Raw genomic sequence first — 21,594 nt, 5'->3', positions numbered from 1 at the left:
CCGGTCTTCCGGCGATGAGGACGGTCCGATCGGCACGCGCGCACGGCGTACTTCTAAGCGACCTCAGGCACGCCTGAGAGAGAGGGAAGGGGGAGCTGGGGTGGTGTTCGGAAATACCCGAACGCCAGAAGGAGTTACCCCTGTGATCCAGACCATCAAGCTCAACAAGCTGCGCCTGTCTCCGATCAACGTGCGCACCGCCCCGGACGAGCAGCTCCAGATCGAACCCATGGCCGCGAGCATCGAGGCCAAGGGCGTGCTGCAGAACCTTCTCGTCACGCCCGCCAAGAAGCCGCGCGGCACCTTCGAAGTGTTCGACGGCGGCCGTCGCTGGCGTGCGTTGCGCCTCCTCGCCGAGCGTGGCACCATCTCCGAGACCGATTTCGATGTTCCGGTCATGGTGCTGACCGGCGACGATGCCGAGCTGTCCGAGACGTCGACCGCGACCAACTTCCACCAGCTCAAGATGACGCCGGCCGAGGAATGCCGCGCGTTCCAGCACTTCATCGGCACCACGGGCGATATCGACGCGGTCGCCAAACGCTTTGGCGTGACCCGCCGCTTCGTCGAGGGGCGGCTGCGCCTGGCCTCGCTTGCGGAGCCGATCTTCGAGGCGCTCAGCAAGGGTGCGATCACGCTCGACATCGCCAAGGCCTATGCGTCGACCGAGAACCAGGAGAAGCAGCTTCTGGTTTGGAACAGCTATCAGTCGAGCCACGTCACGGCCGACACCATCCGCCGCGTGATCGCCAACGAGACGCTGAAGGCGAGCGACCCGATCGCGGTGCTGGTCGGCGAGGCGCGGTATCGCGACGCCGGCGGCAAGATCGATGGGGATCTTTTCACCGACGGCAATGACCGCTGGGTCGATCCCGAAATCGCTCACCGCCTCGCCGGCGAGATCATGGAAGCCGAGGCCGCACGCATCGGCCAAGAGACCGGTCTTGCCTGGATCCGCCCGATCGCGAGCAACTACGCGCACAACGCGGCGCACGGACTCTATCGCGCGATCCTGCAGCAGCCTCCGCTCACCGACGAACAAGCCGCGCGCCTCGCGGAGATCGAGGAGCGCCGGTCCGTCATCGAGGCCGAGATGCAGGACGAGGAGCTCGACGACGAGGCGTTTAAGCTGCTCGACCAGGAGGACGATCGTCTGATCGCCGAGGCCGAGGCCATCGAGAACCGCGCGCCGGTCCTGCCGGAGGAAATGAAGGCTCATGTCGGCGCCTTCCTTCTCCTCACCCCGCAGGGCGAGATGCGGCTCGACAGCCAATATTACAGCGAGCAGGAGCTCGTCATCGACGAGCCCGGCGACGAGGACCACGACGACGGCGAGGACGGAGAGTCGACGCGCGGTGGCGCCCGCATCGGCGGCAATGCCTCGTCCGAGCCGAAGTACCGGCCCGAGGCCGTGGCGCCCGGCGGCAAGCCGCTCAGCGCCCGGCTCTACGACGAACTGGCGGTCCAGCGGCGCGACATTCTGGCGTCCTGCATCCTGGCGCAGCCGGCGCTCGCGCTCGACTATGCGCTGTTCGTCATGGTCGACGCCCGGACCAACTCGGCGTCCCGCTACCTCAGCTCCGTGAAGTACGGCACGACCATCCGGGCCAGCGCGCCGCAGGATCCCGCCTCTGGCGACATTCCGGGCTCGCGCGCGCGCGATTATCTGGCCGAGGCGAAGGACGGTCTCGACGCCGCCTGGACGGAGCACGAGTGCGAGGTTGCGCGGTTCGAGGCCTTTCGCGCGCTCGACGACGACACCAAGGCCAACTGGCTCGCCTACATCGTCGCGATGTCGCTCGAGGCGAAGCCGGGTTGGTCGAACGAGCAGATCAAGCTTCACAATCGGCTTGCATCGATCCTCGAGATCGACGTCGCGAGCTGGTGGCGGCCGACCTCGGAGAACTTCTTCGACCGCGTGAACAAGGGCAGCATCCTCACGCTGCTCACCGAAATCGGCGGGCCGGCGCTGACCGTCCGTCATACCTCGCTCAAGAAGACCGAAATATCGGAAAGCTGCCAGAAGCTCTTTGCGGGCGATGCGATCGTCGAGCCGGAGGTCAAGGAGGCGGCACTCGCCTGGGTGCCTAACGCGATGCGCTTCCTCGACGCCGCCACCGAAGCGCCGGCTGACCCGACCGAGGCCGATGACGGCGAAGGCGAGGCCAATGAGGTCGAGCCTTCGGACGGGGAGGGCGAACCCAGCGCCGATCACGAGACGCTCGAACCCGCGGACGCCTGAAGCGCGCTCCATCTCCTGAGCGACAGACCGCCGGTGCTCCTTCGCGCCGGCGGTCTTCCCTTGCCCAAACCACGGGACCAACGGTCATGCGCAGCAAACAGAAGCCGAGCCGCGACGCCGCGGCCGAGATCACCGACCTCATCATCCGCAAGCTCGAAGAGGGCGTCGCACCCTGGAGCCGCCCCTGGCGGGTCACCGGCGCCGGCGGGCGACCGCTTCGGCATTGCGGCACGCCCTATACGGGGATCAATGTCCTCTACCTTTGGGCAATTGCCGATGTGCGCGGCTATCGGTCGCGCTACTGGATGACATACCGCCAGGCCGAGGCGCTGGGCGCCAACGTCCGCCGGGGCGAGCAAGGCTCGCTCTCGGTCTATTATTCGAGCTTCAAGAAAACGGAGTCCGACCCCGTCACCGGCGCGGAGACCGAGCGCAGCATCCGCTTCCTACGCCACTACATCGTCTTCAACGCCGACCAGATCGATGGCCTGCCGGCCTATTTCTATCCGGCTGACGAAGATCCTACGCCGGTCGATCCTTCGGCGCGCCAATCCGCGATCGACGCCTTCTTCGAGCCGATTCCTGCCGAGGTGCGGCACGGCGGCGACCGCGCCTATTTTCACCCCACGTTCGATTATATCCAGATGCCGCATCAGCGCTCGTTCAAGTCGATGGACCACTATGCCTCGACCCGAGCCCATGAAACCGTTCATTGGTCCGGAGGCACGGCGCGGCTCGCCCGGACATTCGGCAAGCGGTTCGGTGACCAAGCTTATAGTTTCGAGGAACTCGTGGCCGAGATCGGGAGTGGCCTCGTCTGCGCGCACCTCGGCCTGCCCAATGAACTCCACGAGAATCATGCAAGCTATGTGGGCCATTGGCTCGGCATCCTGCGCGCCGACAAGACCGCGATCATTCACGCGGCATCCAAGGCCGAGCAGGCCTTCAATTATCTGTGCGGGTTTGCGGACGACCAGATCAGTCCGGCCGAGTCCGCGCCCCTCGAGGCCGTCGAGCCGCTGGCCGAAGCCGCCTGACCCCACTTCCTCTTCGCCAAGGAGACCAGCCATGGGATGGCTGACCATGCCGTTCGCCTCGATGGGCGGACATCCGACTGCCAAGGCCTATCTCGACGCGCAATTCACCTACACGCGCGATGTCGAGGGCGGGACGAAGGGACTGAGGATCCTCGCCTCGTCCTGCCCCAAGAACCGCACCTATTACGCCGCTGCCCAAGTCCTGACGAATGGCATCGGGGGCGAGATCTTCGCGATCGTCTGCAAGGTCCTCTGGAGCCCCAACAGCAAGACCGGCGAAAATTTCGGCTACAAAGACAGTGCGCCGTTGCGGCGCTGAAATGGAGTATCAGTGATGATGAGGTAAGTTGAGAATGCCTCTGCTCGCCGGACTAACCTCGGGCCTCACAAGGTCTGAAATCCCGAAAGGGACGGGGAACAATAGCATGTTCGGAAAAGGCCAGATGCGTCTTAGTCGCAAATGGAGGCGATGACGGTCAGGGCAAGGTGCGTATGGTGAAGGCTACACTGCTTAAATCCCAGTCTGCAGCAATCTATATAGCGATACTGGCGAAAGCGACTGTCACGCCAGGTCCGGATGATGACAGCGGTCTCATGTCTTGGCCGCCTGTTTCTCAGCCCATCCGGTGCGCCTCTCGTCGAGGGGTTTAGTGGACGAACGGGACACCTAACCGCGCCGCATCTCCATTCAGCGTAACTACGGGATGCCCTAAACAGGCGGCTTCTGCCGGCCTGCATGGGTACGGAGCCGCCATATTACTCAAATGCCCGGGGTAATGCCCGGGACATCGACCTCTTCGGAGGCGGCGGTGCAACTGTATAAGGTCTCGAGCGATCGGGCCGAAAGCGGGGAAGACCGGGGGAAGGGCGGCAGCTGTGATTCTTCAACCACCGATCATGGGGTGTGCTGATGCTGCCAGAAACTGTGAAAGGCCGGTTGGAGGCCATTCCGGCGCTCGTTGCGTCGGGCAAAAGGGTGAATGGACTCTATCGTCTGATGGGGTCTCGCCTCCTTTGGGAGGAGGGGCTCCAGAAGATCGGATCCAACAAGGGTGCGATGACGCCGGGTATTGACGGCGAGACCTTCGCGGACTTCGGACCGGAAGACCTCGACCCGATTATCGCCAGCGTGACGGCAGGGACCTATGATCCCAAACCAGTGCGTCGGGTGTTTATCCCGAAAGGCAAGGGCAAACGGCGTCCGCTGGGCATTCCCACGCGCGACGACCGCCTCGTTCAGGAAGTGGCGCGGCAACTGCTCGAACGGATCTATGAACCGGTGTTCTCGAACGCCTCCCATGGATTCCGGCCGGGCCGGTCGTGTCATACGGCGCTTGAACACGTCAAAGCCGTATGGACGGGGGTGAAATGGCTCGTAGATGTGGATGTCGCGGGGTTCTTCGAGAACATCGACCACGACATCCTCCTGCGGCTGTTGCGGAAAAGGATCGATGACGAGAAATTCATCGGCTTGATCGGCAGCATGCTTAAGGCGGGTGTTATGGAAGACCGGGTTCACACCCGGACCTACAGCGGCACTCCGCAGGGCGGTATCGTCTCTCCAATCTTGGCCAACATCTACCTCCATGAACTCGATATGTTCATGGCGGAACGGATCGCGGCTTTCGAGAGGGGGAAGGTCCGTGCCACGAACCCGGAATATGGGCGACTGGCTGGGCGCATCCAGAAACAACGGAAGCGCGTCACCATGCTGCGGGCCAAAGACAATGTCGACGAGGTGAAGGTTGCGGCCTCCTTGGCCAAAATCCAAACCTTACTGCCGCAAAAGCGGTCCATCCCGTCGAGAGACGCGATGGACCCCGGTTATCGCCGACTTCGTTACTGTCGCTACGCGGACGACTTCATGATTGGGGTTATCGGTAGCAAGGAGGATGCACGAAGCGTGTTCGCCGAAGTCAGGGCATTCCTGACCGAGGCGCTGGCGCTCACGGTGTCCGAGGAGAAAAGCGGTATCCGCAAGGCGAGCGATGGAGCCGCCTTCCTTGGATATGAGGTCCGCACATATACGACACGCCAACGGGTTGTCCGGAGCCGACAAGGTTCCGTCAGCTTCCTTCGTAGGCCGCCGTCGGAAGTGATGCAGCTGCATGTCCCTTGGGAGAAGGTCCACGCGTTCGCTTCTGCAAAAGGTTATGGTGATCTGTCGGTGTTGAAGCCGCGTCATCGTAGCCTGCTGCTCAGCTGCAGCGACGTTGAGATCGTCCTAGCTTACAACGCCGAATTGCGGGGTTTTGCGAACTACTATGCTCTCGCCAAGGATGTGAGCTTCAAGCTGAACAGGCTTGAGTTTCTCCAGCGGTGGAGCTTGTTCAAGACCTTGGCCAGCAAGCACAAAACCAATGTGCGAGCGGTCTTGGCCCGCATGAGGACGGGGCAGGAATTCACCATCGGCTACGACGTCGATGGCCAGCCCCGATCGGTCAAAGTCTGGAAACTGGCTCATCTGAAACGTGATCCGGCCACCTCGTCCAGGATTGATATCCAGCCTTGGACGCAGGTGTTCACCCACTCACGTACGGACTGGGTTGATCGTCAGAATGCCAAGCAATGCGAGGCTTGCGGTCGATCCGATGTTCCGTGTCAGGTGCACCATATCCGGGGGATGGCCGATGTTTCGCACCGCGGTTTTGTCGTGAGAATGAAGGTGGCACGCGCCCGCAGGACGGTGGTCCTGTGCGAGCAATGCCACTGGGATACTCACAGAGGCCGCCTGCCCGATCTACGGCAAAGTGATGGTTCGTCACAGTGGAGAGCCGCATGCGGTGAAAGCTGCACGTGCGGTTCGGCGGGGGGATCAGGGCTGACTCCATGAGCAGCACCAATCCTACCCGACTGACCGAGTCGATGGGGCCGTGCGAGGACGGATGCCCCCAGCACATCCTCGGCCTGCTGACGCCGACCGACAAGGAGCACGCGCTCGACTGGCGTCGTCGCTGCGCCGAGAACCTGAAACGCCGCTCGCGCAAGATCGCAGACGGCGATCGGATCCGGCTGGAGCAGCCGGTCACCTTCTCGGACGGCCATGTCGGGCAGGAATTCATTGTCGAGAAGCAGGGGCGCCGAGTGACCCTTCGCGACCCGGAGACCCGCGGCCGCTACCGGATCAGCCGCCTCATGGAGCGGCAATGGCGGCTCGTGCCGACGACGAAGATCCACAAGACGATCTTTACCTGAGTCCTGCCGGTATCATGCTTTCCGAAAAGGATCTGACATGCTTGACCTGAGCACCGGCCTGTCACCCAAGCGTCTGCTCCTTTGCAGTCGCGAAAACGCGAACCGCGTCGCCTCCCGGCTGTTCGACGAGCGGCCGGGTCGCGTCAGCATCGTGTGCACCACCAATCCGATCCAGCCTTTCCGCGTCTGCACCTGGCCGGCGTTTGGCGAGCGCGTCGAAGTCGAGATGGTGCTTTGAAGCCCAGCGTTCTGATCGCCGGAGCGTGCTGACCAAGCTCACGCACGATCCGGCGCGCGCGGCGCTAAGAGTCGGCGTTCGCGCTCGCCAAAACGAGGAAGGCGGCGCCATCGCCGGCCCGTCGCAGGAGCCCTTTCGAGGCCTGAGGTACGAGCACCGACCTCCGCTCAGACGGATAAGGTCGGGTCGGCCAACCATGACGGGCCCTGCTCGAAGGCGGCGTCCAGCTTCACTATCGGACCGTCCGGCGCGTCGGCGACATAGGGGTTGGTGAGCGGCATCCGCGTCGCCTTCAGCCGCCCCTGCTCTCCCGCGACACGGCCGCGACGTTCGAGCAGATCCTCGAGCCATTCCAGATCGTCGAGCATCGCCACCACGCCGCGCCCGGCCAGACAGAAATAGATGCAACGCTGGAAGTCGTCGGCGCCGTCGTTGGCGAGGATCTCGGACAGCTTCCCCTTGCCGGCGGGGATGCCCTCATGAACCCAGCTCACCGCCTCGCGCAGTTCACGAACCGAATAATAGGCGTCCTCGACGTGCATCCCGATCGACGCGTTCGCGATCATGCGGCGCGTCGGCCGATTCTCGGAATCCAGCGCCGCATCGCGCAGCGTGATGTCGAGGTCGAAGCGCTCGCGGAACGGTGTCGTCGTCATGGCAAATCTCCTGCGCCAAGGAACATATCGTGAACGCGCCGAGCCGTCAATATCACCACGCCCAAGGAGCCCGCTATGCCGATTGAGATCATCGTCGGGCTGCCGCACCTAAGCGAGGGACCGATCCTCGCCCAAGCTCGCGCATTGCAGCAGCCCGCGCTTATTTCCGCGAATGGATTGTCTCGCTGGACCGAGCGCCGCGGGTGGCGGGAATGGGACGGGTGGCGGCTTTCCCAGCTGAGGAATGCCAAGGGGCTGGCGGCGCTCTGCCTAGACTCGGCCGGATTCGTCGCGGCGGCCCGATACGGCGGTTTCCCATGGTCACTCGGCGACTATGTCGCGCTTGCTGGGGCCTACCCCTTTCGGTGGTGGGCGAGCGCCGACTATTGCGTTGAGGCAGAAATCGCTCGGGACCGCGAAGAGGTCATAGACCGCCTCTCGCGCACGATCCGCGCCAATCTAGACTGTCGCCGTCTCGCTCAGGATCATGGCATCGTCGACACCCTGATGCCGGTCATCCAGGGCCGCCGTCCGGAGGACTATGAGCGCTGTATCGCTGCGCTGTGGGGATCGCTGAAGCCCGGGTCGCTGATCGGCGTCGGCAGCATGTGCCGGAGAGACGTCCATGGTCCGGAGGGGGTCATCGCCGTCATCGACCATCTGGATCAGATATTGCCCAGGGGGGTCTGGCTGCACGCATTTGGCGTGAAGGGTTCGGCGCTGCCGTACCTGCTCCCATTCGAGCACCGCATCGCGTCGATCGACAGCCAGGCATATGGCATCAGCGCCCGAAAAGCCGCCCGCCAGGCCCGTGTATCCAAGAGCGACCGCTTCGTCGCCGACCATATGGCTCGGTGGGTGGCGGCACAGCACGCACGTCTCGCCAACCACCCTTTGCGCCTGCCGCACCATCGGCCTGCGGAACCCGATCCCGTCCCGGCGGACCCTTGGGAAACGGCGATCGCGCAGGCTCGAGTCGAGATCCGCGAGCTCATCGAGAGCGGGGATCTGGATCACGACGAGATGACGGCTCCGTGGATCGAGCAATGGGCGGCTGACATCTACCGCGAGCGGCTCGCCGGCTGATGAGAGGGGAGGTGGGCAGAAATGGGGTGAGCATGAGGCTCGCCAGAGTGAGGCGTCCATCCCCGACGGAGGTGCCCCGCTACCCTGCAAGGAGATCGGCCGTGACCGCACCCCAGCCCACCGGAACCACCATGGTCCCACTCGCCCGGATAGCCATCGGCTACAACCCGCGCCGCTATTTCGACAGCAAGAAGCACGACGAACTTGTCGCGTCGCTCCGGCTGCGCGGCATGCTTCAGCCGATTCTGGTGCGCCCGGCGGACGATGGCAAGGATCGCTACATCATCGTCGCCGGCGGGCGGCGGTATCGCGCCGCGCTCGAGGCGTTCGGTGCGGACGGCGAAGCGCCGGTCATCATCCGGGAAATGACCGACCAGGAAGCGCTCGAGGCGGCGATCGACGAAAACGATATCCGGGATGACGCCTCCGAAACCGAGCAGGCCGATGCCGCGGTCCGGGTCCTCGCCGCTTGCCAGAACGACCGCGGCGAGGCCGGTCGACGTCTTGGCTGGTCGCGCGCCAAGCTCGACCGCCGCCTCGCGCTGGCCAACCTTTCGGACGCGGTGAAGCTCGCGCTCGACAAGCGCCGCATCAAGGTCGGCCACGCCGAGCTGCTCGCCGCCGTGCCGGCGGACAAGCAGGACAAGGCGCTCGAGACTATCCTGGGAGCCGGCCTCGACATCGGGAAGACCCGCGACCTCCTCATGCGCGTAACCCAAAACCTTGCCGACGCCTGTTTCGACAAGTCCGAATGCACGACCTGTCCTTTCAACTCCGGGACCCAACGCGCGCTCTTCGAGACCCACGTCGACGATGGCCATTGCACCAACGCGGCATGCTTCCAGCTCAAGACGGACGCGGTCGAGCAGGCCCGTCAGGAAGAGCAGGATCGTTCCGCCGCAGCCGATGACACCCCCGACGAAGGCGACCTCGCCGAAGCTGATGAGGCCGAGGATCAGGAAGATGAGCGCGCGGACGGGGTCGAGGCGACCGCTCGGCGAGCCGCGCTCGCGCCGGGAACTCCGTCAGGTCGGGCGACCGTGCGATCGAACGCGAATGCCAATGGCCCCAGCGTCACCGCGAAGTCGATCGCGGGCCGCACAAGCGATCTGCGGGAGGCAACCTGGCGCACCGCGCTGGCGCGCGGGCTCGCAGACAACGCTTTTGATGCTCGAACCGCCATCCTCGTCGCCGCGCTGACCGGGACGCTCTCCCAGATCAAGTCGGGCACGCTGACGGCGCGAGCCGGCCTTCTCGTCAACCCGTCCTTCCCTGATCTGGACTTCGGGGGCAAAATCAATGAGGTTCGCGAACTTTCCGAGGCCCAGGCGGCAACCGCGCTCTCGGCGATCGGCGCCGCCTACGCCCGCGACGTGCAATCGTTCAGCCATGTCGCCGATCTCGCAAGGGCGTTCGACGTCGACATCCGTCAGGTCTGGCAGGTCGATCGCGGCTTTCTCGAGCGATATACCAAGGACGAGCTGAAGTTCGTCGCCCGGGAGTGCGGGCTGATCTCGCACATGGGCGAGAAGGCCTTCGCCAAGCTTCTCGGCTCCAAGAAGGCCGATCTGGTCACCGGAATGCTGAACGCCGCCGGCTTCGATTGGGCGGGCCGGCTGCCGAGCGCGATGACCCTCGACGGGCAATATGGCGCGGCGCCCGGCGCCGCCCCGATGTCCAGCCGCCGCGTCGATGCGCTCGCCGCCTGATCCACTTTCCTCGCATCCGAACAAGGACGAACGACCATGCTTATCGCAAACCTGCTCCCACTGCTCCACCGCTATTCGCTAGGGTTCGACCTTGTCGCCGGGCCGGACGACACTGTGACCCTGACCGTCATCCCTCGGAAGGTCGAGGGCACGGCGGCCGCCCTCGAGGTCGCCGAGACACGGCCCATCTCGATCACCGCAAGCGCAGCGGAAATCGACGCGGAACTCGCGCGTGGCGCCGACGGCGCACTCGGTCAGCTGATCGCGACGCGCAAGACTCTCGCCGATCAGATCGCCGATCAACGTGAGGCCGCTGAAGCCGCCAAGTTCGCCTCGGCCGAGGCCGCCAAGGCAAGGCCAACACCGGCGCCGGCAAAGACGGCGACCACTTCCGCGTCGCCGGCACCAGCTCCGAGCGCGCTCCCGGCCGAGGCCAAATCGAACGAGCCGGCAAGTCTTTGGTGACGGCCCCGCTTCGGCCCGTGTTCAATCTCTCAGGAGAAGCCCCATGCAGATCAATCACCTTTCGCGCGCTTATCGATATGACGGGATCGACCTTCCGGTTCCGCCCCACCTTGCCGAAGACCCGCAGGGCCTGCGCGCGTATCACGCCACTCTCTATCCCGCGATCCTGAACGCCGAACTGGTCGACGCCGGCGTCACCGCGGGTACCCATGTCACCGAGTACCGCCGCGCGGTCGGCACCAAGGGATAGCCGTGGCGCGCAAGGCCGACGCGGTCCTTCCCGCCGCATCCCGCAAGACACTTCTCGAATGGATCGAGTTCGATGATGGCGACGCTACCCGCTCTCCCGGACCACCCTGCGACCCGCAGGCCCAGGCCCTCCACCTCAAGATCCTCATCGACCCGGCATCGCAACACGGCGAACCGGCCGAGCCCCTCCAGTCTCCCAACGGCTTGCGACTGCCCCCGCTCGGCTGACCTGGCCGGTCGGTCGGTCGTCTTGTCCCGGGAGATCCCGGTCAGTTTCGATCAGCCGCTTGCACGTCATCACAAGCTGATTGGCGGTTGGGTCGCATCGCGCGACCAGACGGCACGGCGTTGCACGCGCGCTGAGGCTCGACGCCGCATCGAGCGCGTTTTCGATAAGGCGGTTCTGGATATTCTCAGGCCGCTCGAACTGGCCGAACTGCGCGTCGCCGTCCTCAACAGCGAGGACATGGACGCGCCGGCCATCGCCATCGTCTGCGACAGTATGGGACAGCTCGACCTCGGCTGGATCGAGACCAGCGACGCCCAGATCGGCTGGCGCGCCGCTGCCTATACCGCGCTCGCCCGGACCATGGGCTCAGCGCTTCCGATCTTCGGCTACGACGATCTCTTCGAAGAAATCTCGATGTACTATTGGGATGGCGAAATCGAGGACAAAGCCGCTCGCGACGCGCTCGTGGCCTATCATGGTGCCGATCCGGAGGATCTTGAAGACACCATCCTTCCCTCTGACATGAATGACAGAAGGCCGGACTGGATGATCGCGGCGAACGCAGCGCCGCTGCGGTCGCTGCCGAACGGCCTGCGCAGCGCGCTTCGCAATCTGCGATGCAGCCACCGGGCGCTTCGGGCCCTGCCGGATGAGAAGAACGCCTGGCATTTCGACGGCGCGACCCTCCACGAATATCTGCCGGACCTGGAGGAGTGCTCGTCATTGCCTCCTCTGACGCTCGTGCCCGTCGAGCAGTTCGCGCGCGAGGTCGACGATGTCGCACGCCACGGCATGGAATACGGTTTCATGGACATCGCCGGCCTCTGCCCGTTGCCGGACGCCGCTCGCGTCACCGATTGGTTCGCATCGCTCGAGGCGGGCGCCCGGCTTCTGCTCGCCGCCCAAGAGCTGATCCAGCTCGATCCCGACACCCTGTGAGGCAGCCATGTCAAAGCATTCGACCCAATTCGAAGCCACCGCCGGCGGGCTGGTGCTGACCAACGCCATCCTGCTTTATCGAACCGAGGCCGCGAGAAGCGGCACGCGCTACGGCGCTCCCGGCCAGGATGGGCGGGCGTTCGCCAGCCTTCATCACATCGAGCATGATGACGACGCCGGGCCGAGGATCGCCGCCGGCACGCCGCTGACACGGGCGCACCTGCGCCAATGGTCCGAGGCCTTGGGTCGCGCCGCCGCGCCCGAGCTCCTCCCGCACAACGTGCTCGTTGCGCACCAGGATCTCCTCGCGTGGTGGATCCCGGCGGAGGTTCGTCCGGCCTACTTCAATCTGAGCACGCCGCTCGCCGGCCTGAAGGCTCTTTCCACCAGAACGGTGGTTTCGGTCCCTTACCCGGCCCACCTGCTCGTTGCCACGAAGCGATCGCTGGGAGTCTACGCGCTTCGAGAGGATGAGCGGCCGACTGCCGACTCTATCGTCTTCCATTCGCCGATCCTCAATGTCTACGCCGACGGCACGCTTTGCTGGGGGAATATCCCGAAGCCCGGAACGCTGTCCGTCTCCGCCATCCCGGACTTCGAGCGGGCATTGTTCGAGTCCTGGTCGACTCATCCCAATCACGGGCAGGACCAGACGGTCTCGGGCAAGGGTGGACTCATCTCCCTCTGGGACGACCTTGCGGCGCGCCGCGCCGCCCGCTTCCCGGTCAGGCGTCTCAAGGCTTTCGCCGTCAAACGTCGGTCGGTTGCGGCATCGTCCCGCAAGGCTATCGAGCCGCTGACGCTTGGCCAACTCATCGAAAGGACGAGACGATGACGGCTCTCGCCGATGACCCCACGGCGGCTGCCTTGCTCGCGGCCGTCCCGTGCTTCCCTGCGCCGCCGAGCGGCAGCTCACCCGGCCTGGACGCGGTACGGGCTTCGCGCGCGGGCCATTGCCTCGCGATCGGCCGAGACGGCGTCTTCCTGATTGTCAGGCGCCCGTGGCTCGAGCTCGATGTGCCTGTCACGCCGCCGATTGCCGCCTACCTTCCCTATGGCAGCGTGGGCGAGCCTCGCGCCAACCTTCGGTGCGGCCTGATACCGCGGGCGTTCTTGGCCCAGATCATCGATCATTTCGGCGCGGCGCTGCCCAATGAGGCGGCCGCCTTCATCGTGTGGGACGAGGACGATCGGCGCTTCCTTCTCGATTTCCCGCAGATCGACCAGGCGACGCCGTCGCGCCTGGTCTATCGGACACCTGTCCTGCCCGGGAACCGCCACATCGTCTGCGATATCCACAGCCACGGCCATGGCCGGGCCTTCTTCAGCGCCACGGACGATGCCGATGACGCTCACGCGACCAAGATTGCGCTCGTTATCGGTCGCCTTGGCGGTCCCGACAGTCCCGAGTTTGCCTCTCGGCTTTGCGCCGGCGGGATGTTTCTTCCGCTCCCGCGCAGCCCCTTCGAAGGATACGGCCATGACGCCTGAAACACGTGATCGCCACTTCCTGCCGGAAGGGCTCCACCACCGCGTAATCAATGTCGTTCTGATCGGGTGCGGGGGAAATGGCGCCCAGATTCTGATGGGCCTCGCCTCGCTCGATACGGCGTTGCGCGCAATTTCGTCGCGATCCCTTCATGTGATCGTGGTCGACGATGACGTCGTAACCGAGGCGAACCTCGGCCGGCAGCCCTTCTACCGCTGCGATCTCGGCAACTCCAAAGCCCATACGCTGACGGAGCGGATCAACCTTGCGCACGGTCTCGCCTGGCGAGCCGTTCACGGCCGAGCGCCCGAGGCGATCGATGTATCGGGGGCGGACATTCTGATCAGCTGCGTCGATACCGCCTCAGCTCGCCGCGCCCTCGGCGCCGCGCTCGGTGGAGGGTCCAAGGCACCCGCCTATTGGCTGGACCTCGGCAACCGCGCCGGCGATGGCCAATACATCATCGGCTGCCCCGCCGCTGCCCATCGCCGGAACGAGCGTCGCCTGCCCACCGTCCTCGAATATTTTCCGGAACTCGCTGACGAGAGCGTGCCGGACGACGACGCGCCATCCTGCTCGGTCGCCGAGGCCCTGGAGCGACAATCCCTCTTCGTGAACCGCATCGTCGCGAGCCACGCGCTCTCACTCCTGTTCGACCTGCTCGGTCGCGGGTCGATCGGTCACGCCGGAGCTTTCATCAATCTCGGCAGCGGACGCTGCGCCCCGATACCCCTGCCGGCGGCTGCTTGATCGTCGACGCCCGCCGGCGTGAAGGAGAAGAGAGGGGAGGGGCTGGTCGAGCGGATTTGCGCTTGAGACCGGAGTACCCCGTCCATGACCTACGATGTCGCGATGCGCCACCAGCAGGCGCTCGACCCCAGCGCCCTGACCACCATCGGCGCAGGATTGCACGCCATTCACGCGGCGATCACCGACTGTCGCAATGCCGGAAAGGACGCTGAGACCGACGCAGCCGTCATCCTGCTCGTGAGGCACCTCGTGTCGGTAGCCGAGCGCCGCCCGGACAGCATGGCCCTGCGCCGCACCTGCATGGACCAGATCGCCGAAATCCGCCGACATCCTGTGCTTCGCACGCTCGCCTATCGCGGCGTCGCCTATGACGAGGCCGCGAAGCGCACCTTCCATGCCGAAGGGCGGACCGCGATGCGCCGGCTCGCCGAGGCCCTGGGCCTCGAGGCCGAGAGCTACTCCGTCCGCTCCAACAAGGGCGGTGCTGCGGTCTCCGGCGAGATCACGCTCCATGGTGACGAGGTTTATGTCCAGCTCTCGCTAGGCGGGCTGGGCCAGGATCGGGAGGTTCTCTACCGCCGCGTCAGCGGCCGAACCGACTATTGCGGCCAGCGCAATCACTTCGCGCCCGTCACTGCACTGCTCGCCCCCGATCGCTTTGCGCAGCAGCTTCGGCGGGACCTGCAGCTCTCGCCGTCCGTCACCCAGGCGGATCGGCTGTTCGCCTGACCGGCCTCGCGTTCGCCCTCTCGCCGCCGGAGCAGACCATGATCCACCACGCTCGCCTCGCCTCGGCGGCTTCATCGCACATGATCAGCCCGGAGCTTCCGGGCATTGCCCTCACGCCCGAAATCATCGGCGCTATCCGGGCCGGCGCCTGGATCGTCTTCAACCTGTCGGGCGGAAAGGATTCGAGCGCCGCGATGGCCGCGGTCAACCTATTCCTCGATCTCGTCGGTCATCCGCGCGAACGGCGGATGGCGATCCATGCCGATCTCGGCCGTGCCGAATGGGCCACGACCCCGGAGACCGTCCAGCGCATCGCCGCCGAGGCGGGCATGCCGCTCACTGTCGTCCGGCGAGCGGCGGGCGACCTGGTCGATCGCTGGATCCAGCGTTTCGAGAGCGGCAAGCGGCGATACGCGGCGCTCGAGACCTATAATCTGATCGGACCGTGGTCGTCGGCATCGCTTCGCTTCTGCCAATCCGAAATGAAGGCGGCGGTGATCGGACCGGCGGTTGCCCGAATGCACCAGGGCGAACAAATCATCTCCGTTCTCGGGCTGCGCCGCGACGAAAGCCACAACCGGGCCTCGATCCCGATCGCCAAGGCCGACGAGCGGTACGCCAAGGCCGGGAACCGGCACGGAACGACGATGATGACGTGGCATCCGATTGCCGACTGGACGAGCAGCGACGTGTTTCACGCCCACCGCATGCTCGGGATCCTGCTGCATGAAGCTTATTCGACGTGGGGCTCGAGCCGGCTGTCCTGTCGCTATTGCATTTTCGCCTCGCTGCAGGACCTCGAGGCGTCGGCAGCGGCGCCGTCGAATGCCGAGGTTTATCGTGAACTGGTCGGCATCGAGGCTCGTTCGACGTTCCCCTTCCAGCCGACGCGGTGGCTCGCCGACGTCGCGCCCCGGCTGCTGAGCGCCGGGCTCAGGTCGGACGTCGCGCGCGCCAAGGCCGACCAGCTCGAGCGCCGCCGTCTAGAAGCGTCGATGCCGCCAGGTCTGCGATACGTCAAAGGTTGGCCGCCCCGGCTGCCCACTCCGGCCGAGGCCGAGGACATTGCCGCGGCCCGGCGCCCGATCCTGGCACGCCATTCCCTGCCAGACCGCTTTCCCACCGCGGTTTCGATCATGGAGCGATTTGCCGAGCTTCTCGCGGTCGCGCCACGGAAGGCCGCGCGATGACGGCGATCGATGTCGCCATCGGCCAATGTCGCCTCACCGCCGAGATCGAGGATCAGCCGCCGCTCGGCTGGCGCTTCTGGTCGCTGGCCGGCTTCGCCGGCGATCCGATCGACACCAACCCTTATGCCGGGTCGCGGTGCCTCGCCCTCACGATGGTGGATGTCGAGGGCCGTGATCGATGGCTGTGCGCGATGGAACGCGATCATAGCTTTCGCCTGCTTTGCACACACGACCTGCTCCCATCAACCGACCAGGCGGGCGCCGAGCGCTTCGCACGGCAAATGCTGGACGATCACGCCCGTCAGCCTCGTCTGCTCTGACCTTCGGATCATCACCTCATGCAAACCGACCGCAGCCAGCGATGGCGCGAGCGGCGCGCGCTATGGGCGCGCGACCTCGAGCTCATCGATCCAAGCGCCTATCGGGTCGAGGTCATCGACCATGCCGTGGCGCGCGCGTTCATCGCACGGCACCACTACCTCCCGACCTATCCGGCGGCCCAAGTCGCTGTCGGCCTGTTCGATCGCAGTGGTGCTCTCGAAGGCGTCGCCGTTTTCGCAGTGCCGACCACCGGCGCCGTGATCTCACGCCACACCGGCTTCGACGATCCCGCACGCGGCTGCGTCCTGGCCCGTCTCATCCTGACCGACGCAGTGCCGCAGAACGGCGAGAGCTTCTTCGTGGCGCGCGCCTTCCGGCACCTCCGCCGTGAACGGCCGGGAATCGAGGCCGTGGTCTCGTATAGCGACCCCGGCGCCGGGCATATTGGCCGGGTCTATTGCGCGCTCTCGGCCGCGCACCGGGCGATCACGAGGCCGCGTACCATGCTCCGCGTCGGCGACATCACCATCTCGGGACGGACCCTCTCAAAAATTCGTCTCGGCGAGCAAGGACATGCTGGTGCGATCGACCAGCTGGTCGCGCTCGGCGTCCCGAGGCCGTCGATAGGCGAGGAGCCGCGCCGCTGGCTCTGGCGGCTTCAACGCGAGCGGCATCTCCTCGCCCACCAGCAAGCCGGGCTCTATGCCTATTGCTTCGAGCTCACCCGAGAGGCGCGCCGCCGAGGCCGCGCGCTCCCCCGGTTGCCCTATCCCAAGGCTCTTCCGATCCGGCACCCCACGCTGCCGCTCTTTCCTGTCGATGCGGAGACCAACCATGGCTGACATCACGACCCTCCCCGTCATGACGGCGGCCGATGCCGAGAGCATCGGCTTTGCCCGGTTCAACGACGTGCCGACGCTTCCGGTCGACATCCCCGACGGCAACTTCACGATAACGGCGAAGACGTCGGACGGGCGAAGGGTCACGTTCTTCTTCGGCGAGCACAAGCGCGGCGCGCCGCCCAGCTTCGTCGACATCCAGTATCACGATCACGGCACGAACATCGCGAACGCCAACGGCGGCATCTCGCCGACCTTCGAGATGCTGACGATCGGCCTCGGCGGCCGACAGGTGTTCGACAGCCGCAAGCTCGATGCCGATGACAAGCCGTCGATCGCCGTCATCCTCCTGGGCGAGCCCAGCCGCCAGGAATGAGGGGAGGGGGGTCTGGAGGATCGGAGGCGATGACCGCCTTCAAGATCCGAGGCCATCCTTCATGTCCGCTTTTCCTCACGCCGAGGCCGGGATGGCCCGGTCTCCCGACTACATCCTGGTTTCCGCCCCGCCACCGGTCGTCCTCGCCTACGGTATCGACGTCGATTCCACCGCGCTGCTCGTGGAGCTGGAGGCCCGCGGCGAGGCTCCTGATCTCGTCCTGTCCGCCGATCCCGGGGCCGAGAAGCCCGAGACCTATGCCTATCAGGAGATGATGGCGGCGTGGATGGCGGCGCGCGGCATCCCCTATGAGATTGTCCGGTACGTTCCCCGACGCTTCAAACACTGGCCGCCTTACTACTCGATCCTGGCCAATGTGCTCACCAACGCAACGCTTCCCAGCATCAGCCTGGGCCGACATAGCTGCTCGCTCAAATGGAAGGTCGCGCCGCAGGATGCCTACCTTCGCGACTGGGCGCCGGCGCAGACCGCCTGGTCTCGCGGTCAGAAGGTCGTTCGCCTGATCGGCTACGATGCGTCGCCCGCCGACAGTCGTCGCTACGCGCACGCCTCCGCCATCGACGACCCCCTGTTCGAGTGCCGCTATCCGCTGCGCGAATGGGGCTGGACCCGCGATCGCTGCGTGGCGCGCATCGTCTCGGCCGGCCTGCCGGTGCCTCCCAAATCAAGCTGCTTCTTTTGCGGAGCGATCCGGCCTGACGAGGTTCGCGCGCTTCCCTCCTGGTGCCTGCGCCTGATTGTCCTGATCGAGGCCCGAGCCGAGCCCCGGCTCCGGTCCGTCGAAGGCCTGTGGCGCCGCTCGACCAAGACCAAGCCGGGCAAGATTACCGACTTTATCCGGGCGGAGCGGCTCCTTCCCGAGGCCGAGATCGCGGCGATCCGCCGCGACGCCCCGACCAACCTGATCCGTTTCCAGGACGCGGCCAGCCTCGTGCCGGTCTCAGAGCGTCCGACGATGGAAGCCTGGATCGCGACCTTCAATGCCGGCCTGATGGAGGCAGAATGACAGACCAGCTCTCCCGCATCGCCACGCTCAACGATCGCGTCCGGCAAGGTCTCGATCCGGCGGCGCGGATCGTCATCACCGCCGCTTGCGCAGCGGCGCTCGCCGAAGGCTCAGACCCCGACGCGACGCTGCGCGCCCATGGCGAATTGCTGATGGCGATCGACCGGTGCGCCTTCGCGGCCGACGAGCGCGATGAACGCCGCCGCGGCGAGGTCCTGTTCAGGGGCAGGGCGATCCGCTTTGCGATCGACTATTATGATCGCTCGCTCGAATGGGGCTCCGAGGATCCGGGCGACCCCGATGTCACGACACGGGTCATGACGATCATGCTGCCCGAAGACGATTAGGTGCCTCGCGCGCCGCTCCATCCCTTTCGGAGGAATGATATGCGCCGGATCACCCCGGCCACGCCCGAGCACGGGCAGGCCATCGCCATCGCGGTCGAACGACTGCGCGAAGCGCGGACTCTTCTCCGCCAGGCTGGCGCCCGCCAGGCGGCGTCGGCCGCCGGCAAGGCGATCAGCAGCGCCGAAGGCGCAGCCCGCCACGTCCAGCACCGGATGCGGCGCAGCGGCGGATAAGCCGCAATGCTCCGCAACCGAGGCCGGGCAGCATGCGTCCGTCCCGGGCGGGGCGGCCGAGCGCGTGCCGGTCAATTCATGCGCGCCGAGGCGCGCACAACCGAAGGAGGTCCATATGGCCGATCGCGTATCCGCCTCGATCATCGTCGGAGGCACGCTCAACGCCGCCGAGTTCGACGAGCTGGTCGACATCATCGCAAGCGAGCGACTCGCCATCGAATGGGACGGCGAGCCTTTCGAAGCGCATCATCATGTCGCGGGTGAGCCGCTCAGCCTCTTCGCCCATGAGGTGGCCGGCGGCAGCTTCGACGATCTCGAAAGCTGGTGCCTTTCCCATCGATTGCCCTTCGTTCGATGGTGCGGCGGCTATTCCGGCCAGTGGGGACCTGAACGCGTCGTTTCGACCGGCGACGAGCGCATCACGTCCTACGCGGTCACCGAGGATGACGAGGTCGTCATCAGCCGAAGCAAGATCGAGGTGCTCGGCTCGTTCGAGGCCGTCCTCGCGCATTTCGATACTGCCGAATTCACCGTGCCGCCGCTCGTCGTCCGCGGTGTCGATGCCGACAACCCCGCCAGCCACGGAGGCCGTCATGTCCAATAGCTATACCAAGGCCGCGTTCGGCATTGCGGTCACCAGCGCTGAGGCCGATCTTCTTCACCGCGTCGTCGGCGCGATCGAGATGATCGACGATGCCGAGATAGGCCTCGACGTGCTCGAGGCCCACTATCGCGACCTGGGCGCGGACTTCGCCGCGCTCTTCCCGCGCACGCCGGAGAGCCCGTTCGACGGGCTGCTCGACCTCTTCCGGGACGAAAATTATCCGAGCCTAGATTTCGACATCGACTTCGCCGGGCCCGATGCGGACGGCGTGGTCGTGGTCTTCTTATCGGGCGAGCAGTTCGGCGTGGAGACCGCGGCCAAGCTCATCCAGCGCTGCGCCCCGTCGGCATTGCCGTTCGGTTTCGAGTGGGCCTCGGATTGCGACAGGCTGCGCGCCGGCGAGTTTGGCGGCGGCTATGTCGCGATAACCGCCGACACGATCGAATATGGCCACACCTCGCTGATGCTCGATCGTGCCATCGCCCGGGCGAGCGACGAAGGCGCGGACGGTTTTGTCCTTGCCACGCGCAACGGCGAACCCGGCCTCAGCTTCTGGAACAATGAGGACGGCTTCGGCAGCCTTGCGCGGGCGACCGTGTTCAGCGAGACCGAGGCCGCGAAGTTCGACCTTCCGATCGCGGACGATCAGCCCGAATGGCTGGCGATGCCAGCGCCGCTGCGTCTCTGAGGGCAGCGGGAAGTCCTTTGCGCAGCGCACGCATCCCGATAGCTTGTCATCCGGGAGCCCGCCGATGACTTCGATCCAGACCGACTATGATTCCGCGCGCGCGGCGCTGACGCGCCTGATCCCAATCGCGATGAGCGACACCGGCCAGGCGCGCCGCGTCGCGAACTTCCTGATGGCTTGGTGGAATGGCCCCGATCTCGGCCATTTCGAGATTGCCGATCTCTTCGGCCTCGATATCGCCATCGCCAACGACATCACCAGCGTTATCGGCTTCCTCGGGCAGAACGACCGCGGCGCCGTCTACATCGATAGCTTGGGCTTTGCCGAGGAGATGCAGGACATCATCGCCCTTTGGCGTCCTTCGCTCGCGCGAAAGTCCTGACTCCCGTTCCACTCGGTCAGTGACACGATCCCGACGGCGCCGAAGTGGCGCTTGTCGGAGCGGCGCTGACGCGCCTTACTCGGCCGAACGGCCGAGGAGAGGAGGGGGTCAGAGAAGGTGTTCGGACAAGGGGTTCGAGCGAACTTTCTCAGGAGACCACCCATGAACATCGGCACCATCACCCAGAACGCCAGCGGCACCTACACCGGCAAGATCTCGACGCTGACCATCGCGATCGTGATCGCGCTGCGCACCGTCCACTCCGCCAATCCCCGCGCGCCCAAGTTCGAGATCCTCGCGCTCTCGGCTGCCCGCCAGTGGGTTCAGGTCGGCGCGCTGTTCGAACTCTCGTCCAACTCGACCGGCGAGACCTTCCTCAACGGCAAGATCGAGGATCCGAGCCTCGACAAGCCGCTCTACATCTCGGCCTTCCGCCAGGAGGACGGCTCCTACAACATCGTCTGGTCGCGTCCGACGCGCCGCCGCGATGCGCCCACCGACACGGTCGCGGCCGACGACGGCCTGCCGCCGCTGCCGGGCGCGGGCGAGCCGGCGGCGCCGGCAGGCACGGAC

The 21,594-nt window shown here is 65.5% G+C and carries 27 protein-coding genes and 1 pseudogene; 27 read left to right on the top strand and 1 reads right to left on the bottom strand.

What is annotated here, in order from left to right; genetic code table 11:
- Positions 1-142 precede the first annotated feature (142 nt).
- The 6 genes and pseudogenes from XM50_RS02740 to XM50_RS02715 all read left to right on the top strand — a co-directional run bounded on the left by XM50_RS02740 (position 143) and on the right by XM50_RS02715 (position 6,712).
- Positions 143-2,242 carry a ParB/RepB/Spo0J family partition protein gene (locus tag XM50_RS02740; RefSeq protein WP_046407189.1) on the top strand — a complete coding sequence of 700 codons (2,100 nt, stop codon included), beginning with the start codon at positions 143-145 and terminating at the stop codon, positions 2,240-2,242.
- Between the two features lie 86 nt (positions 2,243-2,328).
- On the top strand, positions 2,329-3,279 hold the full coding sequence (locus XM50_RS02735) for an ArdC family protein (protein WP_046407183.1): 951 nt from the start codon (positions 2,329-2,331) through the stop codon (positions 3,277-3,279).
- A 31-nt stretch (positions 3,280-3,310) separates the two neighbouring features.
- Positions 3,311-3,577: pseudogene (locus XM50_RS02730) on the top strand (DUF6927 domain-containing protein); the annotation flags it as partial.
- A 612-nt stretch (positions 3,578-4,189) separates the two neighbouring features.
- On the top strand, positions 4,190-6,112 hold the full coding sequence (locus tag XM50_RS02725; RefSeq protein WP_020819409.1) for a reverse transcriptase domain-containing protein: 1,923 nt from the start codon (positions 4,190-4,192) through the stop codon (positions 6,110-6,112).
- Entirely contained in the window at positions 6,109-6,474 is a 366-nt protein-coding gene (locus XM50_RS02720) for a DUF6927 domain-containing protein (protein ID WP_197075314.1), read from the top strand. Before XM50_RS02725 ends, XM50_RS02720 begins: the two co-directional genes overlap by 4 nt.
- A 37-nt stretch (positions 6,475-6,511) precedes the next feature.
- Complete coding sequence (locus tag XM50_RS02715) at positions 6,512-6,712, top strand: hypothetical protein (protein WP_046407178.1); 201 nt, start codon at positions 6,512-6,514, stop codon at positions 6,710-6,712.
- Positions 6,713-6,879: 167 nt separating this feature from the next.
- Here XM50_RS02715 and XM50_RS02710 read toward each other — a convergent pair whose 3' ends face one another.
- Complete coding sequence (locus XM50_RS02710) at positions 6,880-7,368, bottom strand: hypothetical protein (protein ID WP_046407176.1); 489 nt, start codon at positions 7,366-7,368, stop codon at positions 6,880-6,882.
- Positions 7,369-7,443: 75 nt separating this feature from the next.
- Between XM50_RS02710 and XM50_RS02705 the strand changes: the two genes are divergently transcribed.
- From XM50_RS02705 to XM50_RS02610, 21 genes are all read left to right on the top strand, one after another.
- Positions 7,444-8,454, top strand: a complete 1,011-nt coding sequence (locus XM50_RS02705) for a deazapurine DNA modification protein DpdA family protein (RefSeq protein ID WP_046407174.1) — start codon at positions 7,444-7,446, stop codon at positions 8,452-8,454.
- Positions 8,455-8,555: 101 nt separating this feature from the next.
- Positions 8,556-10,163 carry a PRTRC system ParB family protein gene (locus XM50_RS02700; protein WP_046407172.1) on the top strand — a complete coding sequence of 536 codons (1,608 nt, stop codon included), beginning with the start codon at positions 8,556-8,558 and terminating at the stop codon, positions 10,161-10,163.
- A 36-nt stretch (positions 10,164-10,199) separates the two neighbouring features.
- Complete coding sequence (locus XM50_RS02695; RefSeq protein ID WP_046407170.1) at positions 10,200-10,628, top strand: PRTRC system protein E; 429 nt, start codon at positions 10,200-10,202, stop codon at positions 10,626-10,628.
- Positions 10,629-10,671: 43 nt separating this feature from the next.
- Complete coding sequence (locus XM50_RS02690; protein ID WP_046407168.1) at positions 10,672-10,878, top strand: PRTRC system protein C; 207 nt, start codon at positions 10,672-10,674, stop codon at positions 10,876-10,878.
- A 2-nt stretch (positions 10,879-10,880) separates the two neighbouring features.
- A complete protein-coding gene (locus XM50_RS20700) occupies positions 10,881-11,105 on the top strand; it encodes a hypothetical protein (RefSeq protein ID WP_205499365.1) in 225 nt (74 codons plus the stop codon).
- A 22-nt stretch (positions 11,106-11,127) separates the two neighbouring features.
- Positions 11,128-12,045: a hypothetical protein gene (locus XM50_RS02685; RefSeq protein ID WP_205499366.1), complete on the top strand. Its 918-nt coding sequence runs from the start codon at positions 11,128-11,130 to the stop codon at positions 12,043-12,045.
- A 7-nt stretch (positions 12,046-12,052) separates the two neighbouring features.
- Positions 12,053-12,880 (top strand): PRTRC system protein B, encoded by an 828-nt coding sequence (locus tag XM50_RS02680; RefSeq protein WP_046407166.1) that lies wholly within the window; start codon positions 12,053-12,055, stop codon positions 12,878-12,880.
- On the top strand, positions 12,877-13,536 hold the full coding sequence (locus tag XM50_RS02675) for a PRTRC system protein A (RefSeq protein ID WP_046407164.1): 660 nt from the start codon (positions 12,877-12,879) through the stop codon (positions 13,534-13,536). Before XM50_RS02680 ends, XM50_RS02675 begins: the two co-directional genes overlap by 4 nt.
- Positions 13,526-14,284 (top strand): PRTRC system ThiF family protein, encoded by a 759-nt coding sequence (locus XM50_RS02670; RefSeq protein ID WP_037448228.1) that lies wholly within the window; start codon positions 13,526-13,528, stop codon positions 14,282-14,284. Before XM50_RS02675 ends, XM50_RS02670 begins: the two co-directional genes overlap by 11 nt.
- Positions 14,285-14,368: 84 nt before the next feature.
- A complete protein-coding gene (locus tag XM50_RS02665; protein WP_037448226.1) occupies positions 14,369-15,013 on the top strand; it encodes a hypothetical protein in 645 nt (214 codons plus the stop codon).
- A 38-nt stretch (positions 15,014-15,051) separates the two neighbouring features.
- On the top strand, positions 15,052-16,203 hold the full coding sequence (locus XM50_RS02660; RefSeq protein ID WP_079247000.1) for a phosphoadenosine phosphosulfate reductase domain-containing protein: 1,152 nt from the start codon (positions 15,052-15,054) through the stop codon (positions 16,201-16,203).
- Positions 16,200-16,523 (top strand): hypothetical protein, encoded by a 324-nt coding sequence (locus XM50_RS02655; RefSeq protein WP_037448223.1) that lies wholly within the window; start codon positions 16,200-16,202, stop codon positions 16,521-16,523. Before XM50_RS02660 ends, XM50_RS02655 begins: the two co-directional genes overlap by 4 nt.
- Before the next feature lie 18 nt (positions 16,524-16,541).
- The gene (locus XM50_RS02650; RefSeq protein WP_037448220.1) at positions 16,542-17,366 is read left to right on the top strand and encodes a Mom family adenine methylcarbamoylation protein; all 825 of its coding nucleotides are present in this window, start codon (positions 16,542-16,544) and stop codon (positions 17,364-17,366) included.
- Positions 17,359-17,739, top strand: a complete 381-nt coding sequence (locus XM50_RS02645; protein ID WP_037448218.1) for a hypothetical protein — start codon at positions 17,359-17,361, stop codon at positions 17,737-17,739. Before XM50_RS02650 ends, XM50_RS02645 begins: the two co-directional genes overlap by 8 nt.
- A gap of 61 nt (positions 17,740-17,800) precedes the next feature.
- Positions 17,801-18,766, top strand: a complete 966-nt coding sequence (locus tag XM50_RS02640) for a hypothetical protein (protein WP_046407161.1) — start codon at positions 17,801-17,803, stop codon at positions 18,764-18,766.
- Positions 18,763-19,113 carry a DUF3768 domain-containing protein gene (locus XM50_RS02635; protein ID WP_037448212.1) on the top strand — a complete coding sequence of 117 codons (351 nt, stop codon included), beginning with the start codon at positions 18,763-18,765 and terminating at the stop codon, positions 19,111-19,113. Before XM50_RS02640 ends, XM50_RS02635 begins: the two co-directional genes overlap by 4 nt.
- A 39-nt stretch (positions 19,114-19,152) precedes the next feature.
- On the top strand, positions 19,153-19,347 hold the full coding sequence (locus XM50_RS02630; protein ID WP_037448208.1) for a hypothetical protein: 195 nt from the start codon (positions 19,153-19,155) through the stop codon (positions 19,345-19,347).
- Positions 19,348-19,462: 115 nt separating this feature from the next.
- Positions 19,463-19,951 (top strand): hypothetical protein, encoded by a 489-nt coding sequence (locus XM50_RS02625; RefSeq protein ID WP_046407160.1) that lies wholly within the window; start codon positions 19,463-19,465, stop codon positions 19,949-19,951.
- Entirely contained in the window at positions 19,941-20,639 is a 699-nt protein-coding gene (locus XM50_RS02620; RefSeq protein ID WP_037448204.1) for a hypothetical protein, read from the top strand. The genes XM50_RS02625 and XM50_RS02620 overlap by 11 nt, the downstream gene beginning before the upstream one ends.
- Before the next feature lie 64 nt (positions 20,640-20,703).
- Entirely contained in the window at positions 20,704-21,021 is a 318-nt protein-coding gene (locus XM50_RS02615) for a DUF7673 family protein (RefSeq protein WP_037448201.1), read from the top strand.
- A gap of 162 nt (positions 21,022-21,183) precedes the next feature.
- Positions 21,184-21,594, top strand: a 411-nt coding sequence (locus XM50_RS02610; protein WP_046407196.1) for a DUF736 domain-containing protein, incomplete at its 3' end; no start/stop codon positions are given.

Source organism: Sphingomonas sp. Ag1 (genome assembly GCF_000980895.1).
Lineage (GTDB): Bacteria > Pseudomonadota > Alphaproteobacteria > Sphingomonadales > Sphingomonadaceae > Sphingomonas > Sphingomonas panaciterrae.
This window is presented reverse-complemented; position numbering and strand designations above follow the sequence as displayed.

Coding starts and splice junctions, on each gene's coding strand:
- XM50_RS02735 (WP_046407183.1), top strand. CDS start 2,329: ATGCGCAGCAAACAGAAGCCGAGCCGCGACGCCGCGGCCGAGATCACC.
- XM50_RS02725 (WP_020819409.1), top strand. CDS start 4,190: ATGCTGCCAGAAACTGTGAAAGGCCGGTTGGAGGCCATTCCGGCGCTC.
- XM50_RS02720 (WP_197075314.1), top strand. CDS start 6,109: ATGAGCAGCACCAATCCTACCCGACTGACCGAGTCGATGGGGCCGTGC.
- XM50_RS02715 (WP_046407178.1), top strand. CDS start 6,512: ATGCTTGACCTGAGCACCGGCCTGTCACCCAAGCGTCTGCTCCTTTGC.
- XM50_RS02710 (WP_046407176.1), bottom strand. CDS start 7,368: ATGACGACGACACCGTTCCGCGAGCGCTTCGACCTCGACATCACGCTG.
- XM50_RS02705 (WP_046407174.1), top strand. CDS start 7,444: ATGCCGATTGAGATCATCGTCGGGCTGCCGCACCTAAGCGAGGGACCG.
- XM50_RS02695 (WP_046407170.1), top strand. CDS start 10,200: ATGCTTATCGCAAACCTGCTCCCACTGCTCCACCGCTATTCGCTAGGG.
- XM50_RS02690 (WP_046407168.1), top strand. CDS start 10,672: ATGCAGATCAATCACCTTTCGCGCGCTTATCGATATGACGGGATCGAC.
- XM50_RS02680 (WP_046407166.1), top strand. CDS start 12,053: ATGTCAAAGCATTCGACCCAATTCGAAGCCACCGCCGGCGGGCTGGTG.
- XM50_RS02675 (WP_046407164.1), top strand. CDS start 12,877: ATGACGGCTCTCGCCGATGACCCCACGGCGGCTGCCTTGCTCGCGGCC.
- XM50_RS02670 (WP_037448228.1), top strand. CDS start 13,526: ATGACGCCTGAAACACGTGATCGCCACTTCCTGCCGGAAGGGCTCCAC.
- XM50_RS02665 (WP_037448226.1), top strand. CDS start 14,369: ATGACCTACGATGTCGCGATGCGCCACCAGCAGGCGCTCGACCCCAGC.
- XM50_RS02660 (WP_079247000.1), top strand. CDS start 15,052: ATGATCCACCACGCTCGCCTCGCCTCGGCGGCTTCATCGCACATGATC.
- XM50_RS02655 (WP_037448223.1), top strand. CDS start 16,200: ATGACGGCGATCGATGTCGCCATCGGCCAATGTCGCCTCACCGCCGAG.
- XM50_RS02650 (WP_037448220.1), top strand. CDS start 16,542: ATGCAAACCGACCGCAGCCAGCGATGGCGCGAGCGGCGCGCGCTATGG.
- XM50_RS02645 (WP_037448218.1), top strand. CDS start 17,359: ATGGCTGACATCACGACCCTCCCCGTCATGACGGCGGCCGATGCCGAG.
- XM50_RS02640 (WP_046407161.1), top strand. CDS start 17,801: ATGTCCGCTTTTCCTCACGCCGAGGCCGGGATGGCCCGGTCTCCCGAC.
- XM50_RS02635 (WP_037448212.1), top strand. CDS start 18,763: ATGACAGACCAGCTCTCCCGCATCGCCACGCTCAACGATCGCGTCCGG.
- XM50_RS02630 (WP_037448208.1), top strand. CDS start 19,153: ATGCGCCGGATCACCCCGGCCACGCCCGAGCACGGGCAGGCCATCGCC.
- XM50_RS02625 (WP_046407160.1), top strand. CDS start 19,463: ATGGCCGATCGCGTATCCGCCTCGATCATCGTCGGAGGCACGCTCAAC.
- XM50_RS02620 (WP_037448204.1), top strand. CDS start 19,941: ATGTCCAATAGCTATACCAAGGCCGCGTTCGGCATTGCGGTCACCAGC.
- XM50_RS02615 (WP_037448201.1), top strand. CDS start 20,704: ATGACTTCGATCCAGACCGACTATGATTCCGCGCGCGCGGCGCTGACG.